The 16,354-nt window shown below is 47.2% G+C and carries 13 protein-coding genes; 4 read left to right on the top strand and 9 right to left on the bottom strand.

Annotation, left to right across the window (positions count from 1 at the left end):
* Positions 1-34: 34 nt before the first annotated feature.
* The 4 genes from HGO41_RS03620 to HGO41_RS03605 form a co-directional block, all read right to left on the bottom strand.
* Positions 35-520 carry an RrF2 family transcriptional regulator gene (locus tag HGO41_RS03620; protein WP_013577760.1) on the bottom strand — a complete coding sequence of 162 codons (486 nt, stop codon included), beginning with the start codon at positions 518-520 and terminating at the stop codon, positions 35-37.
* A gap of 211 nt (positions 521-731) precedes the next feature.
* On the bottom strand, positions 732-1,889 hold the full coding sequence (gene ompC, locus HGO41_RS03615) for a porin OmpC (protein WP_250980781.1): 1,158 nt from the start codon (positions 1,887-1,889) through the stop codon (positions 732-734).
* A gap of 611 nt (positions 1,890-2,500) precedes the next feature.
* Complete coding sequence (locus HGO41_RS03610) at positions 2,501-2,689, bottom strand: hypothetical protein (RefSeq protein WP_037033048.1); 189 nt, start codon at positions 2,687-2,689, stop codon at positions 2,501-2,503.
* A gap of 158 nt (positions 2,690-2,847) precedes the next feature.
* Positions 2,848-3,261 carry a hypothetical protein gene (locus HGO41_RS03605; RefSeq protein WP_119262438.1) on the bottom strand — a complete coding sequence of 138 codons (414 nt, stop codon included), beginning with the start codon at positions 3,259-3,261 and terminating at the stop codon, positions 2,848-2,850.
* A 229-nt stretch (positions 3,262-3,490) separates the two neighbouring features.
* Between HGO41_RS03605 and HGO41_RS03600 the strand changes: the two genes are divergently transcribed.
* Positions 3,491-4,270, top strand: a complete 780-nt coding sequence (locus HGO41_RS03600) for a (S)-acetoin forming diacetyl reductase (protein WP_013577817.1) — start codon at positions 3,491-3,493, stop codon at positions 4,268-4,270.
* A gap of 64 nt (positions 4,271-4,334) precedes the next feature.
* Here HGO41_RS03600 and HGO41_RS03595 read toward each other — a convergent pair whose 3' ends face one another.
* Entirely contained in the window at positions 4,335-5,201 is an 867-nt protein-coding gene (locus tag HGO41_RS03595; protein ID WP_013577818.1) for a helix-turn-helix domain-containing protein, read from the bottom strand.
* A gap of 420 nt (positions 5,202-5,621) precedes the next feature.
* Positions 5,622-7,052 (bottom strand): tannase/feruloyl esterase family alpha/beta hydrolase, encoded by a 1,431-nt coding sequence (locus tag HGO41_RS03590; RefSeq protein ID WP_250980833.1) that lies wholly within the window; start codon positions 7,050-7,052, stop codon positions 5,622-5,624.
* A 505-nt stretch (positions 7,053-7,557) separates the two neighbouring features.
* Here HGO41_RS03590 and HGO41_RS03585 point away from each other — a divergent pair.
* Complete coding sequence (locus HGO41_RS03585; protein ID WP_013577820.1) at positions 7,558-7,725, top strand: YhfL family protein; 168 nt, start codon at positions 7,558-7,560, stop codon at positions 7,723-7,725.
* Between the two features lie 297 nt (positions 7,726-8,022).
* Here HGO41_RS03585 and ovoA read toward each other — a convergent pair whose 3' ends face one another.
* Both ovoA and HGO41_RS03575 read right to left on the bottom strand, forming a co-directional pair.
* Positions 8,023-10,164 (bottom strand): 5-histidylcysteine sulfoxide synthase, encoded by a 2,142-nt coding sequence (gene ovoA, locus HGO41_RS03580; protein ID WP_250980780.1) that lies wholly within the window; start codon positions 10,162-10,164, stop codon positions 8,023-8,025.
* A gap of 146 nt (positions 10,165-10,310) precedes the next feature.
* Positions 10,311-11,435, bottom strand: coding sequence for a tyrosine-type recombinase/integrase (locus HGO41_RS03575; protein ID WP_250980779.1), 1,125 nt, complete (start codon positions 11,433-11,435; stop codon positions 10,311-10,313).
* A 404-nt stretch (positions 11,436-11,839) separates the two neighbouring features.
* Here HGO41_RS03575 and HGO41_RS03570 point away from each other — a divergent pair, with 404 nt between their 5' ends.
* Entirely contained in the window at positions 11,840-13,387 is a 1,548-nt protein-coding gene (locus HGO41_RS03570; RefSeq protein WP_250980778.1) for a methyl-accepting chemotaxis protein, read from the top strand.
* A 72-nt stretch (positions 13,388-13,459) separates the two neighbouring features.
* Here HGO41_RS03570 and HGO41_RS03565 read toward each other — a convergent pair whose 3' ends face one another.
* Positions 13,460-15,007, bottom strand: a complete 1,548-nt coding sequence (locus tag HGO41_RS03565; RefSeq protein ID WP_250980777.1) for a methyl-accepting chemotaxis protein — start codon at positions 15,005-15,007, stop codon at positions 13,460-13,462.
* A gap of 847 nt (positions 15,008-15,854) precedes the next feature.
* Here HGO41_RS03565 and tssB point away from each other — a divergent pair.
* Entirely contained in the window at positions 15,855-16,349 is a 495-nt protein-coding gene (gene tssB, locus HGO41_RS03560; protein ID WP_250980776.1) for a type VI secretion system contractile sheath small subunit, read from the top strand.
* Positions 16,350-16,354 lie beyond the last annotated feature (5 nt).

Raw genomic sequence — 16,354 nt, 5'->3', positions numbered from 1 at the left:
AAGAGCGGTGCGCAGCGTCTTGCGTATCAGCGCTCTATTTCAAACAGAGCGAATCTTCTGGGTTTTGCGCCGCTAAATCTTTGGTACATTTGTATTTGCCACCGCGTTCAAACTCAGCCAGGGCATCCGCAACGGTATGACGGGCTAACACCTGAAACGACGCTTCTTCAGCTTCGCTGACAATGTTTTTGAAATAGGTGCAGGCATTGGCGCTGACCACACAGCGGGCGGGCACGTCCGGGCGCGCTGCCCACAGACGTTTATCTTCAATCACCGCGCAATAAATATCACGAAGTGTGATTTCTTCCGCCGGACGGCCAAGTGTAATTGAGCCGGTGCGACCAAGTGTGGAGACGATAATGCCATGCTGAGTCAGTGGCACCATCAGTTTGCGGATAAAACTGGAGTTGGCTTCCAGACCCGTTGCTAAAATCGCACTGGTGCAGCGCTGGCCAGCCTTTTGGGACTGAGCGATACAAAACACCATCTGCATAGCTGTCGGAAAGCGATAATCTAACATGTCATTGTCCTGAGAAACCAAGTCTTAGGTGAAGCACCGTATCACAGAGGAAATCCCCTATACGTGATCTGGTCAATAATATAACAAACACTGTTGCATTATTGAAGGCAGACACCTCTTAAACGCACAGAAAGCCACGATTTAAGGCACAAAAAAACCCATCCGGAGATGGGTTTTGGTACTCAGATTCTTTTATGAGAAGTTTCGGAGATTAGAACTGATATTGTAAGCCTACACCCACGATATCATCGGTAGAGATTTTGTTGGTTTCGTAGAAATTATCATCGTTGTCCAGCAGGTTAATTTTGTAATCAACGTAGGTGGACATATTTTTGTTGAAGTAATAACTCGCACCAACAGAAACATATTTAACCAAATCTTTATCGTTGTTATCAGAAGTATTACTGCCGTCTGCAGTCAAATCCTTACCTTTAGATTGCAGGTAAGACACTTCAGGACGTAATCCAAAATCAAATTGATATTGTGCGGTTACTTCGAAGTTCTGCGTTTTGTTTGCAACACCACTCTCACCAAACATTGTCATATTACGCGTTTCGGAATACATCGTAGCGAGATAGACATTGTTTGCGTCATATTTTGTACCCACAGTCCAGACATCAGCTTTATCCCCTCCTGCAAAATTCTCGCCTGCAGAAGTCGTCTGATCGTTTGTACGGTCAGATGAGGCATACGCGGCACCCGCAGTGATACCCATACCGAAGTCATAAGTGGTAGAAAGAGCATAGCCATCACCATTCTGATGACGAACATCGCGGCCATTATTCGTGCCTTCACCTGCTGGTGTATAGTTAATGTCTTCGCTGTTGTTATCGCCATCATTCGCACCCTGATATTGCAGTGCAAAGTTCCAGCCTTTTACTTCACCAAAGAAGTCTGTATTACGGTAAGTCGCAACGCCATTAGTACGACCAACCATAAAGTTATCAGAAGAGGTGTAGGTATCGCCGCCGAACACTGGCAGCATATCGGTCCAGGCTTCAATGTCATACACAACGCCGTAGTTACGGCCGTAATCGAATGAACCGAAGTCAGCGAATTTCAGACCTGCAAAGCCCAGACGGGTGGCGTTGCCTGATGTACCTGTACTTTCAGAATTATTAGCCTGGACGTTGTATTCCCACTGGCCGTAACCGGTCAGTTGATCGGTAATTTGGGTTTCACCTTTAAAGCCTACACGAACATACGTTACGTCGCCGTCCTGACCTGCATCATCTGAAAATTGGTGACGTGCATCAACTTTGCCATACAGGTCCAGTTTATTGCCGTCTTTATTATATATTTCTGCGGAATGAGCTGCGCCTGCAACCAGTAATGCCGGGATAATAAGTGCCAATGCTTTTAATTTCATGATGTATTCCTTTATCATTTAATTGGATACTTGAATTTATTATATATATATTTTCAATGAGTTAGACTCGTATTAATATTACCTGCAGAGTTCCGTGGTTCTGTAGATAAATTATCGGTTTTAATTTTATTATTTATTACTAATTATTTCTGTCGGTATTATCAATATTTCGAATGAATGTTATAGTTAATTTCATATAAAATATGTATTTATAATTATATATTTTTCTGTGGTACTTTATTTCCGGGTTGTGGAATCATCACTGCAATCCTATTTACCCTTCCTTGGTTTTACTTATATTCTTTTTAGTCGCCGTTTTACCCCTGTTAACGGCGTTAGTATGTCGCCCCGCCTGACTGCGGGGCTTTTTTTTGCATAAAAAAACCCATAACCGGCGAAAGTTATGGGCTCAACAAATGAGAGAGAGAACTAAAATTTCTACGACGAGGTCAGAGAGACTTTCCACAACAACCTGCATAACAGATGTCACGGTTGCGTTATCCGCAGCGGAAACACCGGCTATTCAGGGTACAGCACATAATTTCAGGAGAAGGCTTCTCTCATGGCACAGCTCGTTCCAGTAACTGAACCGCAATAAACGGATATAACGATCAGGAGCGGCGAAACCAGGCCGGATCACTGTTCCCCACATCAATACCGTAAAGACAGCCTGTGGCGAGAAAGCTTTCCAGCAGACGGGATGTATCCTGCGCCCTCTCCGCTGGTGGATGACTGACCTTGCGGTGCGTGATACGTTGCCATAGCGAACGGCGTTCAGCAGTGTGTACAGTGATTGACATACAGGCCTCCGGTTAATCGCAGCTTCAAAATCAAAGCTTTCTTTAACGCTGGTTTCAAAATCGTGGCAAACGATGCCTGCCGCGGGAATGAACGTAGTAAACCTTTTATGAACGGCAAACTGAACCAACCATTTTTGCTTTCTTTATGAAGTTTTGAACTATAACTCCCGCAGCCAAACGCCTTCGCAGAACAGTTTTGCACAGGCCAGACTTTGCTGATGACGTAATGCCGGATCTGCGGGATCTTGCGCGAATTGTACAAGCATGCCGGTAAAACATTGCGCGAGCATGACGGCAGAAATTTCTTTGCGGAAAAGTTTGCTTTGCTGATTTTGCACGAGGTTTTCTGCCATCAGGTTGATCAGCAAACGCTGTGTCTCTTGCGCCAGAGGTGGCAGCAAAAACACCTGCTGCGTCAGTTCATTGTTTTCAGCGAAAAAATTCAGCAACTTGCGAAAGCAGAGCGCCATCCGGTCCAGTACCTGATTTTCGGCAACGTCAGGCGCAATCTGTAATGAACGCACCAGTGCAGTCAGGCGTTCACGGAAAAGAACAATATTATTGCCGGTCATTTCTGCATCCTTACTCTCTTACACGTATGCCATTCTAAACGACTTGCTGGCAGGAACAGCCATTTGCGTTTGACCAAATCAGAAAAAGTTAATGACCGTGCTTAACAATTGCACATTGGGAGCGGCAGGCGTAAACCAGTGGATAGCTCACGCAACGGCACCTGGTCGGGTAGACCGTGTCTTGCGCGCAGCACCTGAAGAAGATACCGAATACATAGAGGATAGTCGTATGTCTAAAAATGGAAAAGTGGCTTTAGTGACAGGTGGTGGTCAGGGGATCGGCCGCGCGATTGCACTGCGTCTGGCGAAGGATGGTTTTGCTGTGGCCGTGGTGGATTTTAATGGGGAAACAGCGAAAAAAGTTGCCGAAGAAATTAATCATGCCGGTGGTAAAGCCATTGCTCAGTTGGCGGACGTTTCAGACCGGGAGCAAGTTTTTGCTGCCGTAGAAGCGGCCACCAGGCAACTCGGTGGTTTTGATGTCATCGTTAATAATGCCGGGATTGCGCCGACGACACTGATTGAAGACATCACCCCGGAAATCGTCGATAAAGTTTATAATATCAACGTGAAAGGTGTCATTTGGGGCATTCAGGCGGCAGTCAAAGCGTTCAAGTCACAAGGGCATGGCGGCAAAATTATTAATGCGTCATCACAGGCCGGGCATGTGGGTAACCCTGAACTGGCGATCTACAGTTCGAGTAAATTTGCGGTGCGCGGGCTGACACAAACTGCAGCGCGTGACCTGGCCTCGCTGGGTATTACTGTCAATGCCTACTGTCCTGGGATTGTGAAAACGCCGATGTGGGAAGAAATAGACCGTCAGGTGTCAGCGGCAGCCGGAAAACCGGCGGGCTATGGTACACAAGAATTCGCCAAGAATATTACGCTGAAACGCCTTTCTGAGCCGGAAGATGTCGCGGCTTGCGTTTCTTATCTGGCCGGGCCGGATTCTGATTACATGACGGGTCAGGCTTTGCTGATCGACGGCGGTATGGTGTTCAACTGATCCCCTTTCCCGCCCGTCAGGCCTCTCATAATGAGGGGCTTTTTTGTTTCTCTTTTCTACCTGATCACTGTGTGGCCAGCGGAATATAGTATTCGCAGGTCACGCCTTTGAGCGCAGATTCACGCGAGTACTTCTCCAGGTCCGGTTGCATAATAAATTCAAGACCCAGCGTAGGCAAAAACACAGAATACAGATAAAGAATAAAATCGTTCAACCGGCTAAGATCGTACGGATAGTTGATCTTCAGATAACGGCTGGCCGGAACCAGGATGTTGTGGCTGTCGCTGGTGTGTACCTGATGCGCCACTGTATAATCCATCTGCAACGCATTCGCCACTTCATCATTCGTATCAGGCCGGCAGTCCGACAATCCCCAGACCGGTGCCCGCAGAGATTCCGGTGTTTCCAGATAACGCAGCAACTCCGCGCGGTGAACGTGATTCTTACTGTTGAATAAGGCTTCAATGGGGTAAGAATGCGAGATCGTATCCCCTTCAAACGCCATCACCGGTAACTCTACGATTTCATATTCCGGCTGCGGAAACTCATCGACGGTAAGCGGCGCGGTGATCCCGTTCATGGTCCATGATGCATTGCGGCGATACGTACCGGGAGTTTCGGCGAAATTCTTCTTGAACGATCGGGTGAACGTTTGCTGCGAATCGTACGAGTAGTACAACGAAATATCGAGGATAGGCATATTGGTCAGACGCAACGCGATAGCGGCCATCGTGAGACGGCGGTCACGAATGTATTTACCTAGTGCGTAACCCGTTTTACTTTTAAACAAACGCTGAAGATACCATGGTGAATAGCCGGTTTTTTTTGAGGCTTTTTCCATGGTCAGACGATCACTTAAGTTGACTTCGATCCAGTAGAGTAACTCTTTGATCAAATCGTCATGAAAATCAGGTTTTTGTTCGCTCTGCAAAATGAACTCCCTGTGCTGCAATAAAGTCGCGTGATTAGGACGCGACAGATTTTGAAATCATATGCACTACAATGGCATCCGCGCTCTGGCTAACGTTTTTTAAACATCAGAGGTTTCCTCACATACCGTTCGGCAGGCGTAAAGCTCATTTTCGATGGCGCGGTTAAGATTGTATTCTGCACAGCCTGCGCTCAGCCCGAGCGTTTCCAGGCGTGACATGGCATCCATGCTGCTTTACACAGATAAGCCACAGGAGTAACCGAAGAAAAGTAGATAGCTGAGGATAATGCCAAGACTTGAACGGATGTTCAAGTTATTTGAGAACGCTCATTCACCTGTGAATTTATATAGGTAAATGACTTGCAATCTCCTGCAAAAGCATACCCGCCGAGGCAGGCAGAAAAGTGAATATGAGAAATATTATCTGGCGGAACAGGTAAAACTGGAGGCCATTTTCGTGTCACCCTGTCCGTTGTATCGTGGGAATAACGGATAATCACACAACGGCATTTCGCGCCCGGCAGTTGCTTTGTTTGTATCAATCATCACTTGCTGACCCGGATCTATCCCATGAACAACCCATTTATCCAGGGCTCCTAATGAATCCCAACTCACCCGATATGCCCCGCTGCTGTGCGTGAAACCCGGTGCCAGGTAGAAACGGGCAAACTGATGAAGTTCTTGCTCACCAAATTCAGCTTTCAGCTTCTCGTAATACGCTACGGTGTTTCCCGGCGGAACAGCCATATCCGCCGTGCCATGCATCAGTAAAAGTTTGCCTCCATGCTGCACAAAAGTGTGAATATCGGCACTATCATTATCGATTTGTGCCGCCAGTTCTTTCAGCCTCGTCTCATGGGCTGCGGGATTAAACTGAAGAGAGTCGTAATTTGCATCTCGCATCACTTCGTAGCGGACAGCTTGATCGCCCATCATGTAAGGGAATGAAATAATGATATTACTGGCTTCTGGTTTTGGCTTGTTTGCACCGGAACCAAAAACACTGACCAACGCAGAAGCGTCTGCACCACGTAAAATTGGCCATGGGGCAAAGTGATCGCCAGTTAGCAGGTTGACACCCAGAGGCACCGGTTTATTAAGCATCTGGACCAGCGCGATTTGCGTATCTGAAAGGCAGTTGGCGCCTATATCTTTCCCATCCGGGCAGCGCAGATGAGCCAGTTTAAATGTCGAACTGCAGGCATCCGGATTGGCGACTACACCATCAGCCAGACCATCCAGTTTGTCACAGGCACCGGTAACGGCATTGGCAATCAGTGCGGCTTTGGCCGGCGAAATCCACGCGCCCGGCGTGTTGTAGATTGCCTTCCCGATACTGATCCCGGCCATGTGCAGTTCAACGACGTTATACACCGGATGAATGGCAATCGCGCCGTCATAGTCAAGCGGGAAGCGCTGGATCGCCGCAAGCGCTTCGTGGCCGCCTTGCGAATTACCCTGAAAATACATGTGAGCAGGTTTTCGACCATAAGCCTGTTGGATCAAGGCAACGGCCACATCGTGTGTTTTCTTGATTTGCCCACCGGCAAAGTTATCCCAGGCTTCCCCGTTAAGGGTAAAGGAAGCATCGGATACTCCACCCTGATGGCCTGAATCACTGCCAAACGTGGCATAACCTTGCTTTATTGCGCCGGGTGTTGCTGCCGGCGCCAGACGTGCTGTATCAGCGTCTTTAATCGCACCGTCAAAACCACTGCCACCCAGTTGCAGGGCTTTACCATTCCAGTCAAGCGGCAGGTAAAGCTGAAAATTAATATCGGGCGCGTTGAGATCGACGGGCCTGATCTGCCCTTCAATCTTGCAATGTTGATTACCCGGATGGCCCGCCATTGCCACTGTGGTGACCCGCGCCCCCCTTGTCGGAAGCCCGATTGCGTCTGCATTGATATGCACATTTTTTAAGGCGACGCACTGTGCTTCGGTGAGGCCTTTTTCAGGGGCAGCTAAAACAGTAGCGGTGAACAGCATAAGCAAGCAGAGGCAGAAGGGAGCTTTCATCAGACAACGTTCATTCCGGCGGCTAAGTAGCGGCAGTTTGTCATTAAATGACCTTTTAAAGAAGTCTTTTGACTATTCAGTGTTTAAAAAAATGGTCACAATATGCATTAATTATATATCTGATGAATATTAATCTCTCGGAGAATTATCGACATCATTGAGTTTATAAACATATTAATAATGAATATCTTAAAGTAAAGCAAGGCAGGGTAATATTAAAAATGCGCAGTGATGGGTATTTATTTGCCTGTTATGGATGTTAAGGGTATATTCGCGTTTGCCTGAATTTAAAATGACGGCCTATATACATAATCATCTATTTTAAAAAGGAATTTATATGAAAAACTTATTTAAGTTAGCTCTTCTCGCTGCGGTAGTTACGACACTTTCAGGCTGTACCGGTAGCGTTTTTAATAAAGAGAAAAATTGTGACTATACTTATTTGCTGCACCCTGCGATTTCAATTTCTAAAATGATCGGGGGTTGTGGTCCGGCAGAGAAATAAGTAGCGAGTTTTGTCATGCCGGACCTCAGTGTCCGGCATTTGCTATTCTGCAACGCCTGAATTCATAATCTTTACCGTTTCCCCCTTTTTTCATTACCGAGCCATAAGATCATACCAGCCAATTTTAGTTACAACATACATATATTCAGATAAATCAAAACACCAAAAACTTAACCAAAAGTGTCTTCTGTATTTCTTCAGGACAAACGTGTCTTAGATTTATTGACCAGCCTCCATCAGCACGGATAAAAAAATGGCCGCATAAGCGACCATTAACCTCTTTCAGAAATAGAGAATTTACCGCTTACGCCACAGTGTAAGTTCCGCTACGGTATGCTGGAATTTCCTCGCCGTTTCACGGATCACAAACGGAACATCTGCCGGTTGCCTAACCTCTTCAAATCCACTCGCCAGCAAACGTTTCAACGCCTGATGCGTCGTAACAGCTTCACCATTTTCCCGGAACCCGCCCAGCCAGTGCTCTTTCGGTGTAAACTCTTCGAGCCAGGTGTAAGGTGAAGAAAGCATGAGTAAGCCGCCAGAACGAATCATTGGCGTAATATCTGTCAGAAAACGTGCAGGTTCACGCAGTCGATCCAGCAAATTAGCCGCCAGGACCAGATCGTATAATTCCGCCTGCGGCTTCAGGTTACAGGCATCACCCTGCACAAAATTCACCCGCACTGTCTGCTCTGCTGAGATATTGACATCAGCGAGCGAAGCCTGGCAATAATCCACCAGTTCGCCCTCCTCCGGGATTACATACCGACAGGCTTCACCGCGTGCCAGAGCCAGAGCGACATCAATAAATCGCGCGGAATAATCCATTCCAACCACAGAGTCGAAATGACGTGCAAGTTCAAAACTGGCACGTCCCGTAGCACACCCGATATCCAGCGCCCTGCCACGATTAACTGTATTTTCAACTGCAATATCAACCAGTTGAACTGCATAATTCGTTACGTCGAAATGACGCGGACCGTACTGGAAATCAAGATACTGCGCCACCAGCCCGTCAGTTTCATAAGGATTCACTTTCACCACTTCCTGATGGCTGGAAATCACATAGCGGAAACCGGCATGCTGGAAAAAGTGGCGACGAAAAGCATAACGCGAAGATTTTAGCGCTTCATTGCCCGTTGAAATCCAGCTTCCGCCTTTGATCATGGAATGTTTACCATCGAATGTTGGCGTCGAAAAATCATCATATAAAGGATGAACACGAAAGCCGTCAAATCCACTGATCGGCGTAGACGCCCATTGCCAGACATTCCCCACAACATCATAAAAATCACCTTGTTCGAAATGATCAACCGGACAGGATGATGCCCACCATGCGAGGTTGATATTTCCCGGTGCTGTTTCCCAGTCTGGCTGATCACCCTGCACCTGATTACGCAGAATCATCCATTCAGCTTCAGTCGGCAACTGTACTGATTCACCGGTCTGCGCCGCTTTCCAGCGACAGAATGCTGCCGCTTCCAGTTGATTAACTTCAGCAGGCCAGTCCCATGGCATCGGCACTTCTTCCGTCATCAGGCGAAGTTTCAGCCGTTCAGGTTCCCGGGGCGAACCCACCCAGAAAGTGGGCATTTCAGCCCGCGCAAAATCCCGCCAGCCAAGCCCTTCTTCGTCCCACCACTGGGCATCGTGATAGCCGTCCGCCTGTATGAAAGTATAAAATTCAGCGTTACTGACCAGCATCTTACTGGCACTAAATGCCTGAATTTTCTGTTGAGATGTGCCGTATTCGTTATCCCAGCCGTAGGTATCATCCTGCTTACCCAGCGTGACAATGTCACCTTTCACCGCCAGCATAGTGTTATCAGGTACGCTGTTGCGGTCATGACGGGCGATTCCACACACCGGCCAGTGAGATTGTGGCTTAACCCATTCCACCGGCAACTGACGGATCAATACACTGGATGTTTCCAGATGAATGCGCTCATGTTCAATGCCCATCAGAATCACCCAGGCAGGGCTGTCCCATCCGATGGGTAAACTCAGCGCCATGGTGTCAATAATACCGAGCACTTCTTCACGTACTTTGTCGCGGTATTGACGCAAGTTAACAACAGATGGCCAGCTATAGTTCTGATCGTCGAGATCATCCCAGCTCATTTCATCCACACCGATCGCCAGCATCGCTTCGATGTGTGAATCAACACGTTGAGGAATCAGCCCCGCAGCCATCAGCTTATTAATATAAAAAGTGGCGGTATGACCGAAATAAAAAATCAGCGGGTGGCGAAGCGAAATTGCCTTATTGAAATAGGCTCTTTCATCAGCGAGACAATCAAACAGGCTCTCGTACAGCTCCCAGGTTTGAATGAAATAATCGCGAATTTCCTGACGTTTTTCTTCCGCTGTTCCGGTGCTTAGCAAAATGGTCTGCGTCGGTTCTGGCAACCCGATAACCTTGTTTTGTGTTGAAAGCATTATTAGTCCTCTGTCTTCTTGCGTTGCCAAATCAATACACAATTGTAGCAGGTCACATCTTTGGCTTATTCCCGGTCTGGTTTTTACCGGCTTTATATTCCCAATCGTCAGACATTAACATAACCTTAAAATCGGGCCTATGCTCGCTATCTCTCCATAAACAACAGCGAACTTTCACGAACATGCAGAGATTCGCCCTCAAAATGATGACGTAAATCGTAGTAATCTGGTGCATCAATGATGCCCTGAATATTGTCAGAAAATGCTTCCAGCGCCTGTTTCATCTGCGGCAGATAATCGTGAGTGTCATAAACACGGTCGATCCCTTCAAGCGAATGATTCATAATTTTGCGCGCAACATCATTCGGCACATTCAGGGAGGATAACTTGGAACGCGCCGTACGGCGTAAATCGCGGGTGGTAAAAGCATCAATCCCCGGCCCCTGTTCCGCACGTAGCAGGCGGCGTATAACCTGTGTCACCGCACCGCGTGATAACGGTCTTTGTGCATCGAGCGGTGAAGGCACCAGCCAGGGACTGTGTTTCGGACTGGCTGATAGAAGAGCATTGATGCAGGTGATCATTAATGGCGTCAGCGGCAGGTTGTGATCACGGGCCGATTTATTGCGCGTACCCTGTCGCCAGATGCCGATCTGCAAATGGAACTCATCTTTTCTGGCGCGCACCACTTCATCTGGTCGTCGTGCAGTCAGCAGGCACAAGCGCAATGCCCAGCGACATTGTTCAGAAATATCCCATAAATCAAGGCTATGCCAGAAAACCCAGATTTCAGCATCGGTTAACGTTCGTTCGCGTGGCGGGGTATTCCGGCCGCCGACGTCGCGGCGCTTCATGGTACTTAGTGGCGAATGTGCCAGATATCCCTGGGTTTCTGCCCAGCCAAAAAATTGCTTACAAAGCGCGAATACCCGTTTTGCTTCTGAAACTTTCCCGTCCGCCAGCAGTACATTAAACAAACGGTTCAGTCGTAAACGGGTGATTTTATTCAGAGGCACTTCGCCGATCACTGGCAACACATGTTTCATCAGGGATGAAACAGCAATTTCTGGCCGGCGTCGTGTCAGGATCAGTGAAAGCCGGATCCAGATATTGATCACCTGCCCGACCGTCGCATTGCCCTCCTCATCAAAATCATCCAGTTTGGCAAGCGGTGTCATTTTCACCTTCTGCAGATAAGCCAAAACATGCTGACCAACATTTCCGGCAGCAAAATCTCCTTCGACTGTTGTTACGGATCCGATCTTACTCATCTGCCCAATTCACCTCAAAAATCACAGGCCGGAGTTATAACAAGCCTGAGGATCTTAGGCAAAAGGTTTATGACTCCAGACCTATTAAGTCTGGAGTCACACAGATCATTAATAACGAAAAATAGAGCGATTATGAAGGGGATTATGGTGAGCCAGCCGTTGTGTGTTGTTCATAAAAGCAACAGACATAATGATATAACGCATATTTTTTACTCATATCTTCGTTATACGTTATGGATTGGCGAAAAAACCGACGTTTTCACCCGTATGCATTCGCCCTAATAACGGTTGTCGTCATAAATAACGTCATGCTTCCCTAAAGAAAATTTTGCTTATGCCGAAATGTTAATAGTTAAGGATCCTTAATCTCACTTAAACCGCAGTCTGGCCATGGAAATGTCACTATGCGCAATAATCAGCCAATATCACAACGGGAATATCAATACCCTGACGACGCAACATTGATGTCAACGACAGATGCCGAAAGCCGTATTACCTACGCCAACGATGCATTTATAGAAGTTAGCGGTTTTGCCAGTGAAGATATTATCGGGCAGCCTCACAATGTTGTGCGCCATCCCGATATGCCTCCTTCGGCATTCAATGATATGTGGGCTACATTACAACAGGGTTTCCCCTGGACAGCACTGGTGAAAAACCGCCGCAGCAATGGCGATCATTATTGGGTACGTGCCAACGTCGTACCGATCATTCGTGGCGGTAAAACCAAAGGTTACCTTTCTGTCCGCACCAAACCGACTACTGCAGAGATTAATGCAACCCAGGCGCTTTATGACAAAATGAATCGCGGTGAACTGAACAACCGCCGCTTGCATCGGGGATTGTTGATCCGTACCGGCATTACCCGCAGTTTTTCTATTTTAAAAACGCTTTCTGTGCGCTGGCGGATCCGCAGCGGTTTGCTGGTTTTACTCGTCCTTAACTCACTCGTCATTTCTGCGCTGACTGCCCTGCCCGTGATACAGATGAATACCGCATTGGCACTCAATGCATTTTTCATTCTGTTGCTGAATTTCTGGATGGAATGGCAGATTACCCGCCCGGTCGAACAGCTTTGCAGTCAGACCTTGCGCGTTGCCAGGGGCGCGAGTCATACGATCACGCCAATGGAGCGGGTCGATGAAATTGGTATGACGTTACGATCTGTTGGCCAGCTCGGATTGATTTGCCGTTGGATGGTGGATGATGTCAACGATCAGGCGCACAAAGTCCGCACGGCCAGTGAGTCACTGGCGAATGGTAATGAAGCCCTGAGTCAACGTACTGAACAAACTGCCGCTAACGTTGGACAAACTGCTGCAGCAATGAATGAGATGAGCACGACAGTTGAAAGCAACACACAGACGGCAGCCGAAGCCGACAAACTTTCACTGATAGCAAGTGCGGCGGCAGAAAAAGGCAGCAATGCTATGCAGGAAGTTGTCGGCACTATGCAGGAAATCACCGGCAGTTCGCGACAAATTGCCACCATCACCAATGTTATTGATGGCATCGCTTTCCAGACGAACATTCTGGCGCTCAATGCCGCAGTTGAAGCGGCTCGCGCGGGTGAACAAGGCAAAGGCTTCGCCGTGGTTGCCGGAGAAGTGCGCAGCCTGGCGCAACGAAGTGCCAGCGCAGCCAGCGAAATTAAACGCCTGATCGACAGCAGTGTGGAAACGGTAGTGTCGGGATCGAAGCAGGTTGATCAGGCAGGGAAAACGATGGCCGACATCGTCTCTCAGGTGCGAAATGTGACGTCACTCATCGGGCAAATCCGAAGCGCCACTGGCGAACAAAATCAGGGATTACTGGATATTGCCAAAGCCATTGAAGAACTGGACCGCATCACACATCAAAATTCCATTCAGGTTCAGGAAGGTGCCAATGCTTCTTCAGGTCTGAAGCAACAGGCCGACCGTCTGGTTGAAGCCGTGGGGGTGTTCCGGTAACGTTATTGAGTAAAATAGAGGCGGCTAATCACCGCATCTATTTCAATAAGCTATGTCATTACAACGATCTGATTACACTGTTGCCAGTCTGAACGCTGATACTGAGCGGGTCAGATGAAGAACCTGTTCTTCCAGCGAGGCCGCTGCGGCAGCCGATTCCTGAACCAGCGCTGCGTTTTGTTGCGTCACGCCATCAATTTCTGTCACCGCCTGTTCAATCTGGCTAATCCCGCGGCTTTGTTCATCAGAGGCTATCGAGATATGTTCCATTAATATATTAATCTGAGTGACAGAGGAAATGATCGCTGAAATGGAATCGCCGGTGCGTGAGACCTCATCCGACCCTTCGCGAATATTCGCCACCGATTCAGAAATCAGACTTTCGATTTCTTTTGCTGCCATGGCGCTGCGCTGCGCCAGACTGCGCACTTCACTGGCCACCACTGCAAATCCACGCCCCTGCTCACCCGCGCGTGCCGCTTCAACAGCGGCATTGAGCGCCAGAATGTTTGTCTGAAAAGCGATACTATTGATCACACCTGTAATATCTTCGATTTTTTTCGAACTGCTGTTAATACGCCCCATCGTACCAATCACGTCCTGAGCGACTTTCTCGCCTGCGCGCGCGTTTTGGACAGCTTCACGTGTCAGACTGCTTGCCCGGGAGACATTTTCGGTATTTTGTTTTACCGTCGCACCAAGTTCTTCCATGCTGGCGGCGGTTTGTGTCAGCGCTGCGGCCTGTTGTTCAGTGCGGGAAGCCAGATCAATATTACCTGCGGAGATTTCCTGCGATGCATGCGCCACGGTATGGCTGGTGTCGCGTACCTGCCTTATAATTCTGGTCAGCGACTGACGCATATGTTCTATCGACTGCATCAACTCTTCAATCTCACTGCGGGATTTGGCCTTCACCGGTACTGGCGTATCGAGATAACCTTCAGCAATCTGACGGCAGTGATCGCGAGAACTCAGCAGCGGTAGCAGAACAAAGCGCTTCATTAACACCAGAACACTGATAATGATGATCAGAAATAACAAACCAAAACCGACCGTCAAACCGATACCAAATTTGAAATGACTTTGTGCAACATTATTAAGATTTTTTACGTACTGTTCATGGAGGGCCAACACTTTATCCAACACGATTTCATACTGACGATCGAGTTTCACCACCGCAGGGATCCGGGCTTTGAACGCTGCCTGATCACCGGACTTTGCAGCGTCAATCAAGGGCTGGATACCGTTCTGGCGATAGTCCTGGTACGTATTGCGGTATTCATCGGCCAGTTCACTTTCACCAGGCAATTTCGGCACATCAAGATACGTCTGAAACGCCGCATCGGCTTTACCGATGACCTCAGTGACTCCGTCCAGAGCAGATTTTGACTGCTGACCGTCTCCATTTTCAATTTCTTTCATATATTCCATCACGCGAACACGCGAGGTTCGGCTGTGGTTAATGGGGTCGATAATAGAAAGCACCACACGGATTTCCTTGTTCACATCATCCAGTGAATGATTACTCCGGGTGAGCAGCCAAACATTCGAAAGCATACTGGTGAAAAAGAGTGCGAAAAGAATAACAAGAACAAGTAAAGACGACTTTTTAAGCGACATCGGGAGATTCTCAAAACAAAGCGGGAATCTGTTTATCGGCATTCCTGTTCAAATATTTAATATTTCCAGCGCACTATCTGCAATTTGTGGCACGATGATCGACCGTAGGAGAAATTTCCGAACATGTTTTAAAGACGTTTACTGCAGTCAAAACACCTGTGAGTAATCTGAGTGTTTTCCAAAAAATTATTGTCAACACTTACATTAAAGATATAAATATGACCTCATGCAGGATACTTACCCCCCTGCTTATCGTTATTAATACAACTAACCCCCACGAAAAATGAAAAAATTTTCATGAAGCTATTTTTAAAGAATCATTGTAAACATTACCATTGTGAATACTATTATTGTTTTTATAGAGAAATGATTATGAATTAAATACGATACTGAGTTAAGTTGAATGGTTTTAATGAAGCGATTTAAAAGAATAGTTAATTTATTTTTTGTCACTTTTTACTTGAAACTGCAGACCCTCATAAAATCTTACTTAAGTCACACCCGCATTCTATAAGGCCTGCTGCAAGTTTGGATAAAACTAATATATATCAATGAACATAAGTGAGTGTGTCACGCCGCACCAATAGAAATGTTTTGTTACACCATTTAAATGTCAATGCTGCGTAATATTTACCTAAAATGTCACCACAGGTATTTACCTGCAATATTATTTTCAGAAAAATTCAAAACACACTGCGAAATGTTTCTCATAAATATTTTGAATCGCTTGTGACCCTGAATTATTCCGACGTTTTCCTCGGAAAAGGATGTAGTTTTGGCAGGGTTGCCAATATCATATTTTAAGAATCATTGGCAGCGTTTATCACTCTATAAGTAAGGGATAAGCATGTCTAATAGCTTCCAGAATGAAATTCCGAAAGCGCGCGTTAACATAAAACTTGATCTACATACCGGCGGCGCTCAGAAGAAAGTCGAGTTACCCTTAAAATTAATGGTAATGGGTGATTATAGTAACGGGAAAGAGAATCGTCCGTTATCAGAACGCGAAAAAGTTAACATCAATAAGAATAACTTTAACAGCGTACTGGCCGAATTTAGTCCCTCCCTGAATCTGACCGTTGAAAACACGCTGGCAGGCGATCGCAGTGAAGAAAACATTTCTCTGAATTTCAACGAAATGAAAGATTTCGAACCAGAACAAGTTGCCCGTCAGATCCCCCAACTGCGCGCCATGCTGGCCATGCGCAACCTGCTGCGTGATCTCAAATCCAATCTTCTGGACAACGTCACCTTCCGTAAAGAGCTCGAAGCCATTCTAAAAGATCCTGCGCTGAGCAATGAACTGCGCACTGAACTTAATGCCCTGGCGCCAAAGGCGTAATTGCC

The organism is Rahnella sp. CG8 (assembly GCF_023701875.1).
GTDB lineage: Bacteria > Pseudomonadota > Gammaproteobacteria > Enterobacterales > Enterobacteriaceae > Rahnella > Rahnella aceris.
This window is presented reverse-complemented; position numbering and strand designations above follow the sequence as displayed.